The organism is Mobilicoccus caccae (assembly GCF_030161635.1).
GTDB classification, from domain to species: domain Bacteria; phylum Actinomycetota; class Actinomycetes; order Actinomycetales; family Dermatophilaceae; genus Mobilicoccus; species Mobilicoccus caccae.
The window spans coordinates 1,518,302-1,535,875 of sequence record NZ_BSUO01000001.1 but is presented as its reverse complement, the minus strand read 5'-3'; the positions used below and the strand labels follow the sequence as shown (position 1 = coordinate 1,535,875).

The window sequence follows — 17,574 nt, the reverse complement described above, 5'->3', positions numbered from 1 at the left end:
CCCACCGACAACCCTTCACCCGCGGACGCGCGCCACCCCGCACCAGGACGCGATCAGGGCACGGGGAGGCGCCGCATGAGGGCGAGGTAGACGAGGACGAGCACGACGGCCGTCACGGCGGCCGTCGCTGCACCCAGGGGGATCGACAACCCCGGGAGGCTGAAGACGAGGAGTGCCGCCAGCGGCAGCGCCACGAAGATCAGCACGAGCACCCAGCCGGACAGGCGCAGGCACACCGTGGCCCCGACGAGGACCAGGAGCATCGCCAGCGCCAGCGCGATCAGGGCCGGAGTGGCCGCGACCAGCGTCCACCACCAGAACCCGGGGTCGGTCGGGGCCGACACCACCGCCGTCAGCGCGGTGACCAGCACGACGAAGGCCAGCATCGCGGCGAGGGTCCCCAGGGTGGCGACGGCCACGACGCGGCGGGTGACGCCCAGCTCGATGAGCGGGCGGGTCAACGTCCACGGCAGCGATGCCGCGAGAGCGACCGCACCCCACCCGGTTCCGATCGGGACGAGGAACGTCAGGCCTCGAACGACGACCCCGGTACTCCTCGCCTCGACGCCCAGCCACACGCCGTCCACGGTCGAGCCCGGCCCGGCGAGGCCCCACCCCTGCCAGCGCCCGATGAGGAACACCGCCAGGACGCACGCCGTCGTCACGCCCGCGTACCACAGAAGCTGGCCCAGGGCGCCGGAACTCAAGGTCGCCAGCGTGGGGAGGAATCGCCCGCGCGACGACGTGGGCACGCTCGTGGATCCGGTGGCGCTCATGGCGTGACCTCCGTGTCGGTCTGAGGGTCGGTCCGCGTGTCCGTGAGGGAGACGAGGACATCGGTGAGGGAGGGCAGTCCGGCGCCGACGGCATGTTCGGCGCGGACGGTGTCGACGTCGCCGGAGGCGAGGATGCGGCCGCGGTGCACCACGACGACGTCCTCGACGACCTGCTCGATCTCCTCCAGGAGATGGGAGGAGAGGACGATCGTGCGGGGGTGCCGGGTGTAGTCGGCGAGGACCTCCTCGTAGAACCACCGACGGGCCACCGCGTCGAGCCCGAGGTGCACCTCGTCGAGGAGGGTGACCTCGGCCCGCGACGCCAGCGCGAGGGCGATGCGCAGCGCCGAGCGTTGCCCCGTCGACAGCCGTGAGGGCCACTTGTGGTCCGGGACGTCGAAGCGGCGCAGGAGTCGCTCGAAGGTCTGCTCGTCCCACTGGGGGCGGAACGTGCGATGCAGCCCGACGACGCTGCGCAGCGTGAGGTTCTCCAGGCCGGAGCCCCGATCGCGCATGAGGCACACCTGGGCGACGGCGTCGGGGTCCTCCCAGAGGGGCCGGCCGCCGAGACGGACGGTGCCGTGCTGGGGCCGCATCAGCGCGGCGCCGAGACGGCAGAGGGTCGACTTTCCGGCCCCGTTGCGTCCGACGAGCCCGGTGATCACGCCGGGGCGGATCGTCAGGTCGACGCTGTCGAGTGCCGTGGTGGAGCCGAATCGGTGGGTCACGCCGTCGAACTCGATGCCTGTGGTCATCGCTCCCCCTGTGCCTGCTCTGCCTGCTGGATGTGGCTGACGACCTCTGCCGTCGTGATGCCGAGGTCGTGTGCCTCGGCGAGAACGGGACGGAGGACCTCGTCCCAGAAGGTGGCCCGACGCCGGAGGCGGAGCCGTTCGCGCGCCCCGTCGGAGACGAACATCCCGAGCCCCCGCCGCTTGTGCAGGAGGTCTTCGTCGACGAGCAGGGTCATGGCCTTCGCGGCGGTGGCGGGGTTGATCCGGTAGGTCGTCGCGTACTGCGTCGTCGACATCACCTGCTCCCCGTCGGCGAGTTCTCCGGCGAGGATCGAGCGCCGGATGCCGTCGGCGATCTGGAGATAGATGGGTGATCGGTTGTCGAACGGATCCATCCCGCCTCCTTGGTTCGTTACTCCACTAATGAACCAGAGAAGAGGCGAAAGCGCAACCCCCTCCACGCCGAAACCGGAGGGTGGCGTCGGTGTCGACGCCACCCTCCGGTCTCAGGGGGTGTTCGAGCGGGGTGCGAGCAGGGTTCGGGTCAGTCGTGCCAGCCGGTGCGCTGGGCCCAGGACTGCATCCGGGGCCAGACCTCGCTGAACCACGGGGCCTTGGCGGCGGCGTAGTCGGCGGTCGAGGCGTGCTCGGCGGCCAGGTCCTCCTTGACCCGTGCGTACTCGTCGCGGGCCGACTCGTCGCCGCGCAGCCAGTCGCGGAACAGCAGGGCGTACTGCCAGCCGGCGCTCTCCAGTTCGCGCACGTGGATGTGGGTGACCCGGCCGGGGTCGCACGAGCCGTGGAACCGCTTGACCCACAGCGAGGGGTCGGGCAGGTCGTCGGTGGGGTGATCCATGCGGTAGTCCTCCACGCGGGGGAACCCGGCGCGCGCGAGGGCCTCGACGAACTCGGGATCGTCGGCCTCGCGCAGGTCACGCACACCGACCTGCAGGTCGATGACGTCCTTGCCGCCCATCCCGGGGACGCTCGTGGAGCCGACGTGCTCGATCTGCGGGGCCCGCTCGCCCAGCGCCCGACAGACGCGGGCCATGAGGCGCGAGCCCTGCGCCTCCCAGTCGGGGTCGTAGTCCGCGACGACCGGGGTCGAGGGGCGTCGCAGGATCGATCCCGAGCGCACGTTCTGCTCGAACGGCACGAGACGATCGCGCCACAGCGCGTCGACCTGCGCGAACAGCTCCTCCTCGGCGCCCTCGTTGTCGAGGAGGACGTCGGCGGCGGCCCGGCGGGCACCGTCGGAGGCCTGGTGATCCATCCGAGCGCGCGCATCCGATTCGGGCACGCCGCGCCCGACGAGACGCTCGAGCCGCACCGCCGTGCTCGCGTGCACGACGACGGCGAGGTGGTACCGGTCGCCCATGTGCTTCTCCACGAGCAGCGGCACGTCGTGGACGACGATCGCGTCGTCCGGCGCGGCGGCGAACAACTCGGTCGTGCGGGCGGCGATGAGCGGATGCGTGATCTCCTCGAGGTCGGCGTGCGCGTTGGCGTCGCCGAAGACCTTGCCCGCCAACGCGGCCCGGTCCAGCGATCCGTCGTCGGCGAGCACGTCGTCACCGAACCGCTCCGTCACCCGCGACAGCCCTTCGCTGCCGGGGACGAGCACCTCCCGGGCCACCGCGTCGGCGTCGACGACCACCGCGCCGAGGTCTCGCAGCCGACGTGCGACCGTCGACTTGCCCGATCCGATTCCGCCCGTGAGGCCCACGCTCAACATGACGTCACTCTAGGAGACGGGGACCGATCGCGGGACGAGAGCTCACCAGGAGTCCCGAGCCGACCTGCGGCGGGGCCTGCGCCCGCCGCCGGCCGACTGCGCCGAAGCGCTGCCGTCGCCGACCCCCGCCGGTAGGCTCGATGAACGGAACCCCACCTAGAGGCGATGAGGTCGATGACGACCGACACCCCGGGCACCACGTCCACCGGCACCCTGACGGAGCCCGCAGCGGGCCCGCACACGACCGTCGCCGAGCAGGAGGTCGACGTCGTCGTCGTCGGCGCCGGAACCGGCATGCTGGCGGCGCTCACCGCCGCGGAGGCGGGACTGTCCGTCCTCGTCGTGGAGAAGTCGGAGTACGTCGGCGGCTCGACGGCACTGTCCGGCGGCGGGTTCTGGATCCCCACCAACCCGTTGCTGCGCGAGGCCGGCGTGGCCGACTCGACGGAGCGCGTGCGCGAGTACCTCACTGCCGTCATCGACGGGGAGACCCTGCCCGAGCGGTGGGGCACGTTCGTCGAGCACGGCCCGGCGGCCGTCGAGACGTTGCGCCGCACGACGCCGCTGTCGTTCCTGCACATGGCCGATTACGCCGACTACTTCCCCGAGCTGCCCGGCGGGTCGGCCACGGGCCGGGCGATGGAACCGTCGCCCTTCGACGCCCGCACGCTCGGCGAGCGACGGGCCCACATCCGTCCGCCCGCCATGGCGGCGCCGATCCCCATGCCGATCACCGGCCGCTCGTACCGCTGGGTCAACCTCGTCGCCCGCCACCCCCGGGGCCTGTTCACGTCGGCCAAGCTCGTCGCCATGGGCGTGGGCGGCCTGGCGCTCAGGCGCGAGTACATCGCCGGCGGTGGCGCTCTGGCCGCAGGCCTCTAAGCGGGCCTTCTCGCCGCTGGTGTGCCGGTGTGGCGCAACACCCCGTTGACCGGCCTGCTCGTGGAGGACGACCGGGTGCGCGGGGTCCACGTGACCCGCGACGGCGCGCCGGTGACCGTCCGTGCCTGCCGCGGCGTGTTGCTCTCGGCCGGTGGTTTCGACCGCGACGAGACGATGCGTCACACCTACCAGTCCGACAAGCTCGACACCGACTGGTGTCTGGGCTCCCCAGCCTCACCGGCGACACCATCCGGATCGCCCAGGAGCAGACGGGCGCCGACCTCGCCTTCATGGAGGAGGCCTGGTGGTTCCCCGCGATCCCGGTCCCCGGCCCGATGCCCGGTGTGCTGCTCGCCGAGCGGTCCCTGCCGGGCCAGATCATCGTCGACCAGGACGGCGACCGCTTCATGAACGAGGCGGTCAACTACATGACGGCCGGGCAGATCCTCATCCGCAAGGAGTTGCCGGTCTGGATGATCTTCGACCAGCGCTACCGCAACCGGTACGTGTTCGGCGGGGGCGTCTTCCCGCGTCAGGCGCTGCCCCGCACGTGGTACGACGCCGGGATCGCCCACAAGGCCGACACGCTCACCGAACTCGCCACGGCGGTGGGTCTGCCCCACCTCGTGGCCACCGTCGAGCGGTTCAACCTGCTCGCGGCGTCGGGGCGTGACGACGACTTCCAGCGCGGCGCCAGCGCCTACGACCGCTACTACGGCGACCCGACGGTCACCCCCAACCCGTGCCTGGGCCCGATCGACGCCGGCCCGTTCTACGCCGTCCAGGTCGTGCCCGGAGACCTGGGGACCTGCGGTGGGGTCCGCGCCGACGGCCTGGCGCGGGCGCTGCGCCCCGACGGCTCGGTCATCGAGGGCCTCTACGCCTCCGGCAACGCCGCGGGCAACGCCTTCGGTCGGGTCTATCCGGGTCCGGGTGCCACGATCGGACAGGGCCTCACCTACGGCTACATCGCCGCCCGCCACGCGGCTGGCGCCCTGTCGTAGAGCGCCACCGCGCGGTCCCGGTCAGAGCGGGTGGCCGGGACCCGACAGGGATCTGCCCCGGCCACCTCCTCAACCGGGCGACATGGGGCGCTCATGGAATGAGACCTGGATACACGTCACAGGGCAGTCACGCCCGGTAGCTCTGACTCAACCTTCGGCCACTGTTCGCGTCACGCTCACCAGGAGGGCACCGTTGGTCGTTCCAGGCCACCCATCGATATGCGACCCGTCCACCTGTACGTGGTCCCCAGACGCCGTCCCGACTCCGGCGAAGTCAGGGGATTCTCCGCTCAGGGAGTAGCCGATCTCGGACAACCCGGCCCTCAAGAGAGCGCTCACTTCGGAGGGTTCTCGACCTCCGTCCATCGGGCCAACGATGGAGATCGTTTCCACCGTGAGGTCGTGGCTGGAGCCTGCCGTCACGTGCCCACCGTTCAACTCCGGCACCACGTAGGCGGCCCCAGGGAATCCGGGCAGCACGGTCGGGAGGGCTGTCAATCCCGCCCGGCGGAGGACCTTCTCCAGGTCCAGGAGGGAGGTCGGCCAGCCGGACTCGTTGATGACTTCGAGGATCTTCAGTGGTCCTGATTCGATTCCTGCGGAACTCACGCTGACGTCCTTTGCGCTCGCATCGAAGGGGAAGATGAATCCCCGAGCGTGATAGTCACACCAACGATACGCAGAACGAGCGTTCAGTTCCCGTCGGCTGGGTCCTGGAGCGCACCAACTCTCCCACGCCGGCATCCAGCTCAAACCCGGAAACAGCGCGCCACAGTCGGTCAACCAACCACGGCAACCCTCATCCCGACGACACGCGGGCGGTGGTCCGTCCGACCGTGAACGCGGCCTGCGTGCGGGTGTCGGTGCAGGTCACCTGATCCGCGCTCGCCCGGCATTCGATGCCTTGCGTCTGCATCGACGACCCGGGAGTCATCGCCGCCGACCGTCGCCCGTCCACGGTCACGGTCGCGTCCCAGCCGAGCCGGTGCCACGAGGTGAGCGCGGAGCCGAGCGCCGCCAGCTCCGGCCCCTGTTCGCCGGCGCACGTCTGGATGGCGCGGCCCTGGTTGAGCAGGAACGTGCGTCCGTAGGGCCGGTCGCCGCAGCCCTGCTCGGTCGCGGTCGGTGACGGCGCGGCGCCGGTCGTGGTCGACGTGTCGGAGGGGACGCTCGTCGGCGTCTGCGGTGCCGGACTCGTCGGCGCGGGAGAGGGCGGTGGCCGCCAGGTGGTCTGCGAGACGTCGCACCAGGCGATCGTGGGGTGCATGACGCAGTGGACGTTGCCGTCGGAGGTCATGAACGTCCCGGTGTCCACCGTCACCGTGCGCGGCCCCGAGGCGGTCTCCTCGTCCTCGACCGTGAGCGCCCCGTCCGTCCACGAGACCGTTCCCTGGTACTGAGTGCCCCGCCCGGCCGGATCGTCGAAACCCGTCCACTCGACCCGCACCTCGCCGCCGACCGTGCGCAGTGCGCGGACCACCGCCAGCTTCTCGTCCTGCACGGTGCTCAGATCGAGCGCCGCCGCCGGCATCGCGGGGCCGGTGTAGAGCACGAGGTGATCCGGGCGCGGTTGCCCGGCGACCGTGCAGCTGAGCACCCCGACGAGGTCCAGCGCACCGTCCCCGGTGATGTCGACGCGCACCGGCGCCACGGGCGCCATCTGCGAGTTGTACCCCTCGGTGACCTGCAGGACGGTGTGGGTGTCCCCCGACCGGCTCTTGTACCCGGTGAGGTGGTGTTCGGGCAGGCCGCACGCGGCGGGCGCTGACCGGATCGCCTCGGGGATGACGTCGACACCGGTCGTCGCCGGCGCACTCGGCGCCGTGCTCATCGGAAAGGCCGTCGGCACGGGCGGGAGGATCGCGGGCTCCTCGGGGGTCGTGGTCGGCCTCGCGCAGGCAGCCAGGAGCAGACAGGCGAGCAGCACGCCAAGGCGGCCCGAACTGCGGCTCATGGTCCCTCCCGTCGGCAGACACCACCCTCTACGGCCGACCCGCCGTGCACCTGAGCAGGATTCACGAGACTGCGACCCACGACGAACACCCCGACACACGACGACGGGCCCCTTCCGTATCGGAAGGGGCCCGTCGTCACCGGCAAAGACCGGTCAGCGGTGAACCGCTCAGTTGCCGGTCAGCTTCTCACGCAGAGCAGCCAGCGCCTCGTCGGAGGCGAGGGTGCCCTCGCTGGTCGGAGCCTGCGTCTCGGTCGCGCCCCCGGAGGAGTACGACGTCGTCGTCTCGGCGCCACCGGAGGCAGCGGCCTCGGCGTCGGCCTTGAGGGCCTCGTCGACCTGGGCGCGGTGCGCCTCCCAGCGGGCGTGGGCCTCGGCGTACTGCCGCTCCCAGCGCTCGCGAGCCTCCTCGTGGCCCTCGAGCCACTCGTTGGTCTCGGGGTCGAAGCCCTCGGGGTACTTGTAGTTGCCCTGCTCGTCGTACTCGGCAGCCATGCCGTAGAGCGTCGGGTCGAACTCCGAGGAGGCGACCGCGGCGTCGTTGGCCTGCTTGAGCGACAGCGAGATCCGGCGACGCTCGAGGTCGATGTCGATGACCTTGACGAAGATCTCGGTGCCGACGGTGACGACCTGCTCGGGCAGTTCGACGTGACGCTCGGCGAGCTCGGAGATGTGCACCAGGCCCTCGATGCCGTCGTCGACGCGCACGAACGCACCGAACGGGACGAGCTTGGTGACCTTGCCCGGCACGACCTGCCCGATGGCGTGGGTGCGGGCGAAGTGCTGCCACGGGTCTTCCTGCGTCGCCTTGAGCGACAGGGAGACGCGCTCGCGGTCCATGTCGACGTCGAGGACCTCGACCGTGACCTCCTGGCCGACCTCGACGACCTCGGAGGGGTGGTCGATGTGCTTCCAGGACAGCTCGGAGACGTGGACGAGACCGTCGACGCCACCGAGGTCGACGAACGCACCGAAGTTGACGATCGAGGACACGACGCCGCTGCGGACCTGGCCCTTGCCGAGCTCCTGCAGGAAGCTCGTGCGGACCTCGGACTGCGTCTGCTCCAGCCACGCACGGCGCGAGAGGACGACGTTGTTGCGGTTCTTGTCGAGCTCGATGATCTTGGCCTCGATCTCCTTGCCCACGTAGGGCTGGAGGTCGCGGACGCGGCGCATCTCGACCAGCGAGGCCGGGAGGAAGCCGCGCAGGCCGATGTCGAGGATGAGGCCACCCTTGACGACCTCGATGACGGTGCCGGTGACGACGCCGTCCTCTTCCTTGACCTTCTCGATGGTCCCCCAAGCGCGCTCGTACTGCGCACGCTTCTTGGACAGGATCAGCCGACCTTCCTTGTCCTCCTTCTGGAGGACCAGGGCTTCGACCTCGTCGCCGACGCCGACGACCTCGGAGGGGTCGACGTCGTGCTTGATGGACAGCTCGCGCGAGGGGATGACGCCCTCGGTCTTGTAGCCGATGTCGAGGAGGACCTCGTCGCGGTCGACCTTGACGATGACTCCTTCGACGATGTCTCCGTCGTTGAAGTGCTTGATGGTCGCATCGATGGCGGCGAGGATGTCTTCCTCGGATCCGATGTCGTTGATCGCGATCTCGGGGTGGCTGACAGTCATGTAGTGGGGACTCCGATGTGGACAGGTGGTCGGGGGGCACGGCGCACGCCGACGCCCTCGAATGGACAGGTGTGAACATGGTGTCGTACTCGTGATCGATCCGACGGGTTCGTCGAACGAACCCGTCGAGGTCGGAGGTGTGGTGACCGACCGACTGTTCGACCACGCGCGCCCGTGGACACAGCGGGCATGCCCGTCGAGTCTACCCAGTGCGTCGGGATCCCGTAAAGCCGATACCCACACCGCAGAATTGGTCAGATGACGAGCGACTCGCCCACCGGGCACACCGGGTATACCGGACACGCCGAGCACGCCGGACGAGGAGCCGGTGCCCCGCCGGCCGCCGAGGACGAGACCCGCGACGCCAATCGGCGGTGGTGGGACGCCGAGGCCGCCGACTACTACGCCGAGCACGGCACCTTTCTCGGCGACGACGATCTCGTCTGGGGCCCGGAGGGCGTCACCGAGGACGACCTCGGTCTGCTGGGAGACCTGGAGGGCCGGACCGTCCTGGAGTTCGGCGCCGGCGCCGCGCAGGGCGCGCGGTACGCGGCGCGGGCGGGAGCGCGGGTCGTCGCGAGCGACCTGTCGGCCGCCATGCTCGAGCAGGCGCGACGCATCGACGGCCGCACTCCCGACGGCCCGGGCCTCCCGCTGGTCCAGGCGGACGCATGCGCGCTCCCCTTCGCCGACGCGTCCTTCGACCTCGTCTTCTCGGCCTACGGGGCGGTGCCGTTCGTCGCCCACAGCGCCGGACTCCTGCGTGAGTGCGCCCGGGTGCTGCGGCCGGGCGGCCGGTTGGTGTTCTCCACGACCCACCCGATCCGGTGGGCGTTCCCCGACGTCCCCGGCGAGGCCGGCCTCACCGCCTCGATGTCGTACTTCGACCGCACGCCCTACACCGAACGCACGGGGCGACGCCTGGAGTACGCCGAGCACCACCGCACCCTCGGCGACCGGGTCCGGGAGATCACGGCCGCCGGTCTGCACCTCGTCGACCTCGTCGAACCCGAGTGGCCCGAGACCACCACCGACACCTGGGGCGGCTGGAGCCCGCTGCGGGGGCGCCTCATCCCCGGGACAGCGATCTTCGTCTGCGTGCGGGCTCCGGCCTGCGAACCGTGAGGATCGTGTCCGGATTCGGTCGATCTGGCTGAACTGGCCGACACGGACGGCACGGACGTTCCATCATGGCAACCGTGACCAGCAACGTGAAGAAGCTCCCCTCAGACATCGAGATCGCCCGCAACGCCCACCTCGCTCCCCTGACCGAGGTCGCCGCCAAGGTCGGCATCGACGAGTCGGACCTCGTTCCCTACGGCCGGCACGTGGCCAAGGTGGAACTCGAGGTCATCGAGAAGATGGCCGACCGCCCGGACGCCAAGTACGTCGTCGTCACCGCCATCACGCCCACCCCGCTGGGTGAGGGCAAGACGACGACGGCCGTCGGCCTGGCCCAGGGGCTGGCCAGGATCGGTCGCAAGCCGGTCCTCGCGCTCCGTCAGCCGTCGCTCGGGCCGGTCTTCGGGATCAAGGGCGGCGCCGCGGGTGGCGGGTACAGCCAGGTCGTGCCCATGGAGACCCTCAACCTCCACCTGACGGGTGACTTCCACGCCATCACCGCGGCCCACAACCTGCTGGCCGCGATGGTCGCCAACCACCTGCACTTCGGCAACGAACTGGGTCTGGACGACATCCAGTGGCGCCGGGTCATGGACATGAACGACCGGTCGCTGCGTCACATCATCGAGGGCTGCGGCGCGAAGACCGACGGCGTCACGCGACAGACGGGCTTCGACATCACCGCCGCCTCCGAGGTCATGGTCATCATGGCCCTGGCCACGTCGTTGGCCGACCTGCGCAAGCGCCTCGGCCGCATCGTCGTCGGCTTCACCACGGCGAAGAAGCCGGTCACCGCGGAGGAGATCGGGGCGGCCGGCGCCATGGCGGCGCTGCTCAAGGACGCGCTCATGCCCAACCTCATGCAGACGCTGGAGAACACGCCCGCGTTCATCCACACGGGTCCGTTCGGCAACATCGCCATCGGCAACTCCTCGATCATCGCCGACCGCGTCGGCATCAAGGCCGGTGACATCCTGCTCACCGAGGCCGGATTCGCGGCCGACATGGGCGCCGAGCGGTTCTTCAACGTCAAGTGCCGCGCGGCCGGGTTGACTCCCCAGGCGGCGGTGCTCGTCGCCACGGTCCGGGCGCTGAAGTCCCACTCCGGTCGCTACGAGGTCAAGGCGGGCAAGCCGCTGCCCGAGGGGATGCTGCAGGAGAGCCCCGAGGACGTCGAGGCCGGGTGCGAGAACCTCGTCAAGCACATCCAGATCATCCGCGACTTCGGTGTGCAGCCGGTCGTGGCCATCAACGCGTTCCCGACCGACTTCGACTCCGAGCACGACGTCATCCGTCGCACGGCCGAGAAGATGGGGGCGCGGGTCGCGGTGTCCACTCACGTCGCCGACGGTGGCGAGGGCGCCATGGAGCTCGCCCGCACGGTCGTGGAGGCCTGCGAGGACGAGGTCCACTTCACCCCCACCTACGAGTTCGAGGACTCCCTGGAGGAGAAGATCACCAAGATCGCGACCAAGGTGTACGGCGCCGACGGCGTCGAACTGTCACCCGCCGCGGCCAAGTCGCTCAAGCTGTACAGCGACCAGGGATACGGCCACCTGCCCGTGCTCATCGCCAAGACGCAGATGTCGCTGTCGCACGACGCCTCCCTCAAGGGCGCCCCGACCGGGTGGACGCTGCCGGTCCGGGAGGTCCGCCTCGCCGCCGGCGCCGGCTACGTCTACGCCATCTGCGGAAACATGATGACGATGCCGGGCCTGTCGAAGTCCCCGGCCGCCATGCGCATCGACATCGACGACGAGGGCAACGTCCAGGGCCTGTTCTGATCCGTCGGCGGGACGGAGGTGCGCCGTCACACGCGTGGAAGCGGTGTTGTCGGAGGTCAGTGTTCGGCGTCCTGCCAGGTGTCGCCGGTGCCGATGTTGACGTCGAGGGGGACGTCGAGTTCTGCCGCGCCGCCCATGCGCTCACGCACGAGTTCGGCCACCTTCTCGCGCTCGCCGGGGGCGATCTCGAGGACGAGTTCGTCGTGCACCTGCAGCAACACGCGTGAGGCGAATCCGCCTGCGGTCAGGGCCTCGTCGACCCCCAGCATGGCGACCTTGATGATGTCGGCCGCGGACCCCTGGATCGGGGCGTTGAGCGCCATGCGCTCGGCCATGTCGCGGCGTTGCCGGTTGTCCGAGGCGAGGTCGGGAAGGTACCGGCGGCGGCCGAGCATCGTCTCGGTGTAGCCGACGGCGCGGGCGTCGTCGACGACCTGCCGCAGGTAGTCGCGCACCCCGCCGAACCGGAGGAAGTACTCGTCCATGAGCGCCTTGGCCTCGGCGGAGGGGATGGCCAACTGCTTGGACAGACCGAACGCCGACAGGCCGTAGGCGAGCCCGTACGACATCGCCTTGACCTTGCTGCGCATGGCGGCCGTGACGTCGGCCGGCTCGACCCCGAAGACCCGGCTGCCGACGAATCGGTGCAGGTCCTCCCCCGTGCGGTAGGCCTCGATGAGGCCGGCATCGCCGGAGAGGTGCGCCATGATGCGCATCTCGATCTGGCTGTAGTCGGCCGACATCAACGTCTCGAAACCCTGGCCCACGACGAACACCGACCGGATGCGGCGGCCCTCGTCGGTGCGGATCGGGATGTTCTGCAGGTTGGGGTCGGTGGAGGAGAGCCGGCCCGTGGCCGCGATCGTCTGCTGATAGGTGGTGTGGATGCGGCCGTCGTCGGCCACCGACTTGATGAGCCCCTCGGTCGTCACCCGCAGCCGCGAGGCGTCGCGGTGCCGCAGCAGCGCCTCGAGGAAGGGGTGCTCGGTCTTGACGAACAGGTCGGCCAGGGCATCGGCGTCGGTGGTGTAGCCCGTCTTCGTCTTCTTGGTCTTGGGCATCGACAACTCGTCGAAGAGCACGACCTGCAACTGCTTGGGCGAGCCGAGGTTGACCTCATGCCCGATGGCCTCGTACGCGTCGGACTGCGCCTGGGCCACCTTGGTGGCGAAGTGCGACTCCAGCCCCTCGAGCGCGTCGGTGTCGACCGCGATCCCGACCCGTTCCATCTGCGCCAGTACCCCCACCAGGGGCAGCTCCACGCCGGCCATCAGCTCCCGGCCACCGGACTCCTCGACCTTCTCGGCCAGTGCCTTCCAGAGGTCGAGCACGGCGCGGGCGCGGCTCATCGCCGTCCTGGCCTCCAGGTCGTCCGCCCCCAGGGAGAAGTCGAGCGTGCCCTGGCCGTGACTCTCACTCTCGGGGGCCAGGAGCTCACGGCGCAGATACCGCACCGTGAGGTCGGCGAGGTCGTAGCTGCGCTGGTCGGGCCGCACGAGATAGGCGGACAACGCGGTGTCGCCGGCGATGCCCGCGGGCAGCCATCCGCGCTCGGTGCACATGCGGATGGCGGGTTTGGCGTCGTGGAACACCTTGGGCCGCGCCGGGTCCGTCAGCCACGCCCCCACGGCCTCCTCCGCCGCCGGGTCGAGGTCGGCCACCCGGATGAACGCGACGGCGTCCTCCGCCTCACCCGCGATCGCGAACGCCTCCACGTCTCCGGCGCCCTTGGCCCACGTGCCCAGCACCTCCACGCCCACAGCGGCACCGGCGCCCGCGTGCGTGGTCAGCCACGCCGGGACCTCCGCGGCGTCGAGCACGACACCCTCGACCGCCAGGGCCTCCCCGCCTCCTCCTGCGGAGCCTCGAACGTCGCGAAGAGGCGGTCGCGCAGCACACGGAACTCCAGGCTGTCGAAGACGCGGTGCACCTCCTCGCGGTCCCACGAGCCGCGCAGCAGGTCGTTCGGCCCGGCCTCCAGCGGCACCTCGTGCACCAGGGCGTTGAGGCGCCGGTTGCGCAGCACGTCGTCGAGGTGGGCGCGCAGGTTCTCCCCGGCCTTGCCCTTGATCGAGGTCACGTCGGCCACGATGCCCGTGAGGTCGCCGTACTGGCCCAGCCACTTGGCCGCCGTCTTGGGGCCGACGCCCGGCACTCCTGGCAGGTTGTCGGAGGACTCCCCCACCAGCGCCGCCAGGTCGGGGTAGCGCTCGGGGCGCACGCCGTACTTGGCCTCGATGGCGTCGGGGGTCATGCGGGCCAGCTCGGAGACGCCCTTGACCGGGTACAGCACGGTCACCCGGTCGTCGACGAGCTGGAAGGAGTCGCGGTCGCCGGTGACGACGAGCACCTCGTCGAAGCCCTCGGCCTTGGCCTGGGTGCACAGCGTGGCGATGATGTCGTCGGCCTCGTACCCCTCGACCTCGACGTGCCGGATGCGCAGGGCGTCGAGCACCTCCTTGAGCAGAGAGACCTGTCCCCGGAACTCATCGGGCGTCGCCGAGCGTGTGGCCTTGTACTCCGAGTACTCCTCGGTGCGGAACGTCTGCCGCGACACGTCGAACGCCACGCCGAGGTGTGTGGGCGCCTCGTCGCGCAGCACGTTGATGAGCATCGCCGTGAATCCGTAGACCGCGTTCGTGGTCTGCCCTGTGGTGGTCGAGAAGTTCTCGGCAGGGAGGGCGAAGAACGCGCGGTAGGCGAGAGAGTGTCCGTCGAGAAGGAGAAGTCGGCTCACGCATGCGAGCCTAGACGCACCCACCGACAGTCGATGCGCGCGTACGCCCGCGCGCCGAGGAGAGCCGCCGTGACCGATCGGACCACCCCACCCACCACCACCGACGACGCCCCGCAGGCACGGCTGGAGCGATCGGGGGCGCACGTGCAGGGGGACGGCTACACCGGCACCCTCATGGAGCGGATGGGCATCGACATCACCGAGGTCTCCCCCGACGGCGCTCGCGGCACGATGCCCGTCGAGGGCAACGTGCAGCCCTACGGGATCCTCCACGGCGGGGCCAGCGCCGTCCTGGCCGAGACCCTCGGCTCCTACGCCGCGTCGGTCCACGCCGGTGACGAACGCGCCGCCGTCGGCATCGAACTCAACTGCACCCATCACCGCGCCGCCCGCTCGGGCCTGGTGAGCGGAGTGGCCCGCGCGATCCATCGCGGGAACAGCGTGGCGACCTACGAGATCGTCATCGACGACGAGGCCGGCAAGCGCATCTGCACCGCCCGCCTCACCTGCCTGATCCGTCCGAAGCCCCCGGCCGCCTGAGGCGGCCGGCCGTCAGGAGAGCGGCGTCAGGAGAGCGGCGTCAGGAGTGCGCCGCGAGGACCTCGACGGCGGCGGCGCGTGACTGCTGGGCCCGCCGGCGACGCTGGAGGAGCAACTGGTCGACGCCACCGCGCGGTTCGGGGCCGCGCAGGCGCCGCATGAGGCTGCCGGTCTGGGCCACCCGCCGGGTGACGACCGCGGCGAATCCGAGTCGGGCCATGCTGCGGTTGGCGTCCTTGGCCTGGGTGAGCAGCGAGCATCCGACGTGGTCGACCCCGCGCTTGTGCGCGTACGTGGCGACCGCGGTCAACAACATGCGACCGACACCCTGCCCACGCACCGCGGGAACGACGTAGACGTCCTCGATGTTGAGGCAGGACACGTCGAGGTGGGCACTCATCGGTTGTGCCGACACCCAGGCGTACCCGGCGATCTCGCCGTCGACGACAGCCATGAGGACCGTGGCGTACTCGCGACTGATCGCCTCGGCGAACCGGCCCTCGTCCACGGCCCGGCGCGCCCCGTCGCGGGAGTGCACGAACTCGGCGCGACGCTCCACCCATAGCTCGGCGACGTGGCCGATGTCGTCGTGGGACATGGGGACGACGGATGTCTGTAGACGAGCCACGTGGGTCACCTCGGCAGGATGAGGACGAAGTCCCGCGCTCGGACCGGTGGCGGTGAGGGCGGCCGGGAACAGGGGTGGCCGACCGACTCCACCCGCGGAGGGAGCAGGGGAACGGGACGTTTCGATGTGAGCATAGTGGTCGGTCGTCCGACCAGGAAGCCAACCGGGCACATGTGATCCGCACGGCCGACGATCTCCTAGTCTTGCGCGCATGGACACGCCCTTCCCCGGCCTCGGGACCCTGGTCAACACCGTCGCCGTCGTCGCGGGTGCCCTCCTGGGAATGGCGGCCGGACACCGGCTTCCGGAGCCCACCAAACGCATCGTCACCGACTGCCTCGGCCTGGTCACCCTCCTGATGGCGGGATTGTCGGTCATGGCCGTGACGGACCCGGCGCTCTCGGCCGCCGTCGGATCCTCCGCCCCGGTGCTCATCGTCCTCGGCAGTCTGCTGCTCGGCGGCATCATCGGTTCGCTGCTGAAGGTCGAGGCCCGGCTGGAGTCCCTCGTGACCGTGGTCCGTCGCCGCCTGGCCCGCTCCCCCGTCGCCGAGCACGCCCCCTCCGACGCGGCACTCACGGTCACCGTGGAGCCGTCGGGGACTCCCGACCGCGACGGCGAACCCGGGCACGCCGGCAAGGACCGCTTCATCGAGGGCTGGCTCACCGCGACGCTGCTCTTCTGCGTGGGCCCGTTGACGATCCTCGGGTCCATCAACGACGGACTGGGACGCGGCATCGACCAACTCGCCGTGAAGTCGGCGCTCGACTTCTTCGCCGCGATCGCCTTCGCGTCGACCTTCGGGCTCGGGGTCCTGTTCTCGGCGGTCTCGGTGCTCGTCATCCAGGGCGGGCTGACGCTCGTGGGCGTGCTGCTGGGAGCGGTCATGCCCGACGCGCAGATCATGGCGTTGACAGCGACGGGCGGGCTCATGCTCGTCGGAATCGCGTTCCGGCTGCTCGACATCCGCCAGATCAGGGTGGGCGATCTGCTCCCGGCCCTGATCGTCGCGCCGCTCCTCACGGCCGCCGTGGCGGCCCTGCGCTGACTCCTCGGAGCTCCGTCGGCGGAACTCCGTCGCCGGAGCGCCGTCGCCGAACGCCGTGGGCCAGGTCCTACTTCAGCCCGGAGATGACGGCCTCCGCGACCTCCTTCATGCCGAGGCGGCGGTCCATGGCCGTCTTCTGGATCCAGCGGAACGCGTCCTGCTCGGACAGCTTGAGCTGCTTCATGAGGATGCCCTTGGCGCGGTCGACGGTCTTGCGGGTCTCGAGCCGGTCGGACAGGTCGGCGATCTCGGCGGTGAGCGCCTGCCACTCGACCCAGCGGGAGCGGGCGATGTCGATGGCCGGACGCAGGTCGTCGATCGTGAAGGGCTTGACGACGTAGGCCATCACGCCGGCATCACGGGCCCGCTCGACGAGGTCCTTGTCACTGAACGCCGTGAGCATGACGACCGGGCAGATCTTCTCCTCGCCCACCGTGGCGGCGGCGGTGATGCCGTCGACCTCGGGCATCTTCACGTCCATGATCGCCAGGTCGGGGCGCTCCTCGCGGATCGCCTCCACGGCCTGTGCCCCGTCACCGGCCTGGGCGACGACCTCGTAGCCGGCCTCTTCCAACATCTCGGCGAGATCCAGCCGGATGAGCGCCTCGTCCTCCGCGATGACGATACGGAGGCCCTTCTCGCCCGGTGCGGCGCTGTCGTTCTCGATTGCAGTCACGGGACCAGGATACGAGAACCGATCTCGCGCTTCGAACCAGGTCGAGCGCCTGTTCGCCACCTGAGAAGCACTCTGCCGCGCTCGCCCCACATCGTGTCGCACCTGAGACAGGGGGTGAGGACGAGACAGTGGCGCAGGCCCTGCTGTCCGAGACCGGAGCTGCTGTCTCAGGTGATGTCGTTCGGTGCCGGGAGCGGGACTTGAACCCGCACGACCTTTCGGCCAGAGCATTTTGAGTGCTCCGTGTCTGCCATTCCACCACCCCGGCGGGGATGTGCGGCGATCAGTCTAGCGACCTCGCGCCCCACGTCCTATCGGGCTCGCG

General features: G+C 70.3%; 13 protein-coding genes, 1 tRNA gene and 2 pseudogenes. 6 read left to right on the top strand and 10 right to left on the bottom strand.

The genetic code is table 11. The annotated features are described in order from the left end of the window. Positions 1-53: 53 nt before the first annotated feature. The 4 genes from QQK49_RS07340 to coaE form a co-directional block, all read right to left on the bottom strand. Positions 54-776 carry a hypothetical protein gene (locus QQK49_RS07340; RefSeq protein WP_284303369.1) on the bottom strand — a complete coding sequence of 241 codons (723 nt, stop codon included), beginning with the start codon at positions 774-776 and terminating at the stop codon, positions 54-56. Continuing rightward, on the bottom strand, positions 773-1,531 hold the full coding sequence (locus QQK49_RS07335) for an ATP-binding cassette domain-containing protein (protein WP_284303368.1): 759 nt from the start codon (positions 1,529-1,531) through the stop codon (positions 773-775). Before QQK49_RS07335 ends, QQK49_RS07340 begins: the two co-directional genes overlap by 4 nt. Further along, a complete protein-coding gene (locus QQK49_RS07330; RefSeq protein WP_284303367.1) occupies positions 1,528-1,905 on the bottom strand; it encodes a GntR family transcriptional regulator in 378 nt (125 codons plus the stop codon). The genes QQK49_RS07335 and QQK49_RS07330 overlap by 4 nt, the downstream gene beginning before the upstream one ends. A 149-nt stretch (positions 1,906-2,054) precedes the next feature. Next, on the bottom strand, positions 2,055-3,245 hold the full coding sequence (gene coaE, locus QQK49_RS07325; RefSeq protein WP_284303366.1) for a dephospho-CoA kinase: 1,191 nt from the start codon (positions 3,243-3,245) through the stop codon (positions 2,055-2,057). A gap of 165 nt (positions 3,246-3,410) precedes the next feature. Between coaE and QQK49_RS07320 the strand changes: the two are divergent. Next, positions 3,411-4,304: pseudogene (locus tag QQK49_RS07320) on the top strand (FAD-dependent oxidoreductase); the annotation flags it as partial. Positions 4,305-4,342: 38 nt separating this feature from the next. Next, positions 4,343-5,131 carry an FAD-binding protein gene (locus QQK49_RS07315; protein ID WP_348536122.1) on the top strand — a complete coding sequence of 263 codons (789 nt, stop codon included), beginning with the start codon at positions 4,343-4,345 and terminating at the stop codon, positions 5,129-5,131. A gap of 799 nt (positions 5,132-5,930) precedes the next feature. Here the strand turns inward: QQK49_RS07315 and QQK49_RS07310 are convergent. Both QQK49_RS07310 and rpsA read right to left on the bottom strand, forming a co-directional pair. Continuing rightward, on the bottom strand, positions 5,931-7,085 hold the full coding sequence (locus QQK49_RS07310) for a hypothetical protein (protein WP_284303363.1): 1,155 nt from the start codon (positions 7,083-7,085) through the stop codon (positions 5,931-5,933). A 168-nt stretch (positions 7,086-7,253) separates the two neighbouring features. Continuing rightward, the gene (gene rpsA, locus QQK49_RS07305) at positions 7,254-8,714 is read right to left on the bottom strand and encodes a 30S ribosomal protein S1 (RefSeq protein ID WP_284303362.1); all 1,461 of its coding nucleotides are present in this window, start codon (positions 8,712-8,714) and stop codon (positions 7,254-7,256) included. A gap of 258 nt (positions 8,715-8,972) precedes the next feature. Here rpsA and QQK49_RS07300 point away from each other — a divergent pair, with 258 nt between their 5' ends. Both QQK49_RS07300 and QQK49_RS07295 read left to right on the top strand, forming a co-directional pair. Further along, the gene (locus tag QQK49_RS07300; protein WP_284303361.1) at positions 8,973-9,839 is read left to right on the top strand and encodes a class I SAM-dependent methyltransferase; all 867 of its coding nucleotides are present in this window, start codon (positions 8,973-8,975) and stop codon (positions 9,837-9,839) included. Positions 9,840-9,904: 65 nt separating this feature from the next. Next, on the top strand, positions 9,905-11,620 hold the full coding sequence (locus QQK49_RS07295; protein ID WP_284303360.1) for a formate--tetrahydrofolate ligase: 1,716 nt from the start codon (positions 9,905-9,907) through the stop codon (positions 11,618-11,620). A 56-nt stretch (positions 11,621-11,676) separates the two neighbouring features. Here the strand turns inward: QQK49_RS07295 and polA are convergent. Next, positions 11,677-14,357, bottom strand: a pseudogene (polA, locus tag QQK49_RS07290) (DNA polymerase I). A 69-nt stretch (positions 14,358-14,426) separates the two neighbouring features. On the opposite strand from polA, the gene QQK49_RS07285 reads away from it, so the two are divergent. Beyond that, a complete protein-coding gene (locus tag QQK49_RS07285) occupies positions 14,427-14,897 on the top strand; it encodes a PaaI family thioesterase (RefSeq protein ID WP_431310517.1) in 471 nt (156 codons plus the stop codon). Between the two features lie 40 nt (positions 14,898-14,937). Here QQK49_RS07285 and QQK49_RS07280 read toward each other — a convergent pair whose 3' ends face one another. Further along, positions 14,938-15,525 carry a GNAT family N-acetyltransferase gene (locus QQK49_RS07280; protein ID WP_284303359.1) on the bottom strand — a complete coding sequence of 196 codons (588 nt, stop codon included), beginning with the start codon at positions 15,523-15,525 and terminating at the stop codon, positions 14,938-14,940. A 211-nt stretch (positions 15,526-15,736) separates the two neighbouring features. Between QQK49_RS07280 and QQK49_RS07275 the strand changes: the two genes are divergently transcribed. Then, on the top strand, positions 15,737-16,573 hold the full coding sequence (locus QQK49_RS07275) for a DUF554 domain-containing protein (RefSeq protein WP_284303358.1): 837 nt from the start codon (positions 15,737-15,739) through the stop codon (positions 16,571-16,573). A gap of 67 nt (positions 16,574-16,640) precedes the next feature. Here the strand turns inward: QQK49_RS07275 and QQK49_RS07270 are convergent, their stop codons facing one another. Continuing rightward, the gene (locus QQK49_RS07270; protein ID WP_284303357.1) at positions 16,641-17,249 is read right to left on the bottom strand and encodes an ANTAR domain-containing response regulator; all 609 of its coding nucleotides are present in this window, start codon (positions 17,247-17,249) and stop codon (positions 16,641-16,643) included. Positions 17,250-17,434: 185 nt separating this feature from the next. Continuing rightward, positions 17,435-17,517 (bottom strand) — tRNA-Leu (locus QQK49_RS07265). Positions 17,518-17,574: the final 57 nt, after the last annotated feature.

What these genes read in the sequence shown, in the direction of transcription:
- QQK49_RS07340 (WP_284303369.1), bottom strand. Translation starts at nt 776, where the DNA reads ATGAGCGCCACCGGATCCACGAGCGTGCCCACGTCGTCGCGCGGGCGA.
- QQK49_RS07335 (WP_284303368.1), bottom strand. Translation starts at nt 1,531, where the DNA reads ATGACCACAGGCATCGAGTTCGACGGCGTGACCCACCGATTCGGCTCC.
- QQK49_RS07330 (WP_284303367.1), bottom strand. Translation starts at nt 1,905, where the DNA reads ATGGATCCGTTCGACAACCGATCACCCATCTATCTCCAGATCGCCGAC.
- coaE (WP_284303366.1), bottom strand. Translation starts at nt 3,245, where the DNA reads ATGTTGAGCGTGGGCCTCACGGGCGGAATCGGATCGGGCAAGTCGACG.
- QQK49_RS07310 (WP_284303363.1), bottom strand. Translation starts at nt 7,085, where the DNA reads ATGAGCCGCAGTTCGGGCCGCCTTGGCGTGCTGCTCGCCTGTCTGCTC.
- rpsA (WP_284303362.1), bottom strand. Translation starts at nt 8,714, where the DNA reads ATGACTGTCAGCCACCCCGAGATCGCGATCAACGACATCGGATCCGAG.
- QQK49_RS07300 (WP_284303361.1), top strand. Translation starts at nt 8,973, where the DNA reads ATGACGAGCGACTCGCCCACCGGGCACACCGGGTATACCGGACACGCC.
- QQK49_RS07295 (WP_284303360.1), top strand. Translation starts at nt 9,905, where the DNA reads ATGGCAACCGTGACCAGCAACGTGAAGAAGCTCCCCTCAGACATCGAG.
- QQK49_RS07275 (WP_284303358.1), top strand. Translation starts at nt 15,737, where the DNA reads ATGGACACGCCCTTCCCCGGCCTCGGGACCCTGGTCAACACCGTCGCC.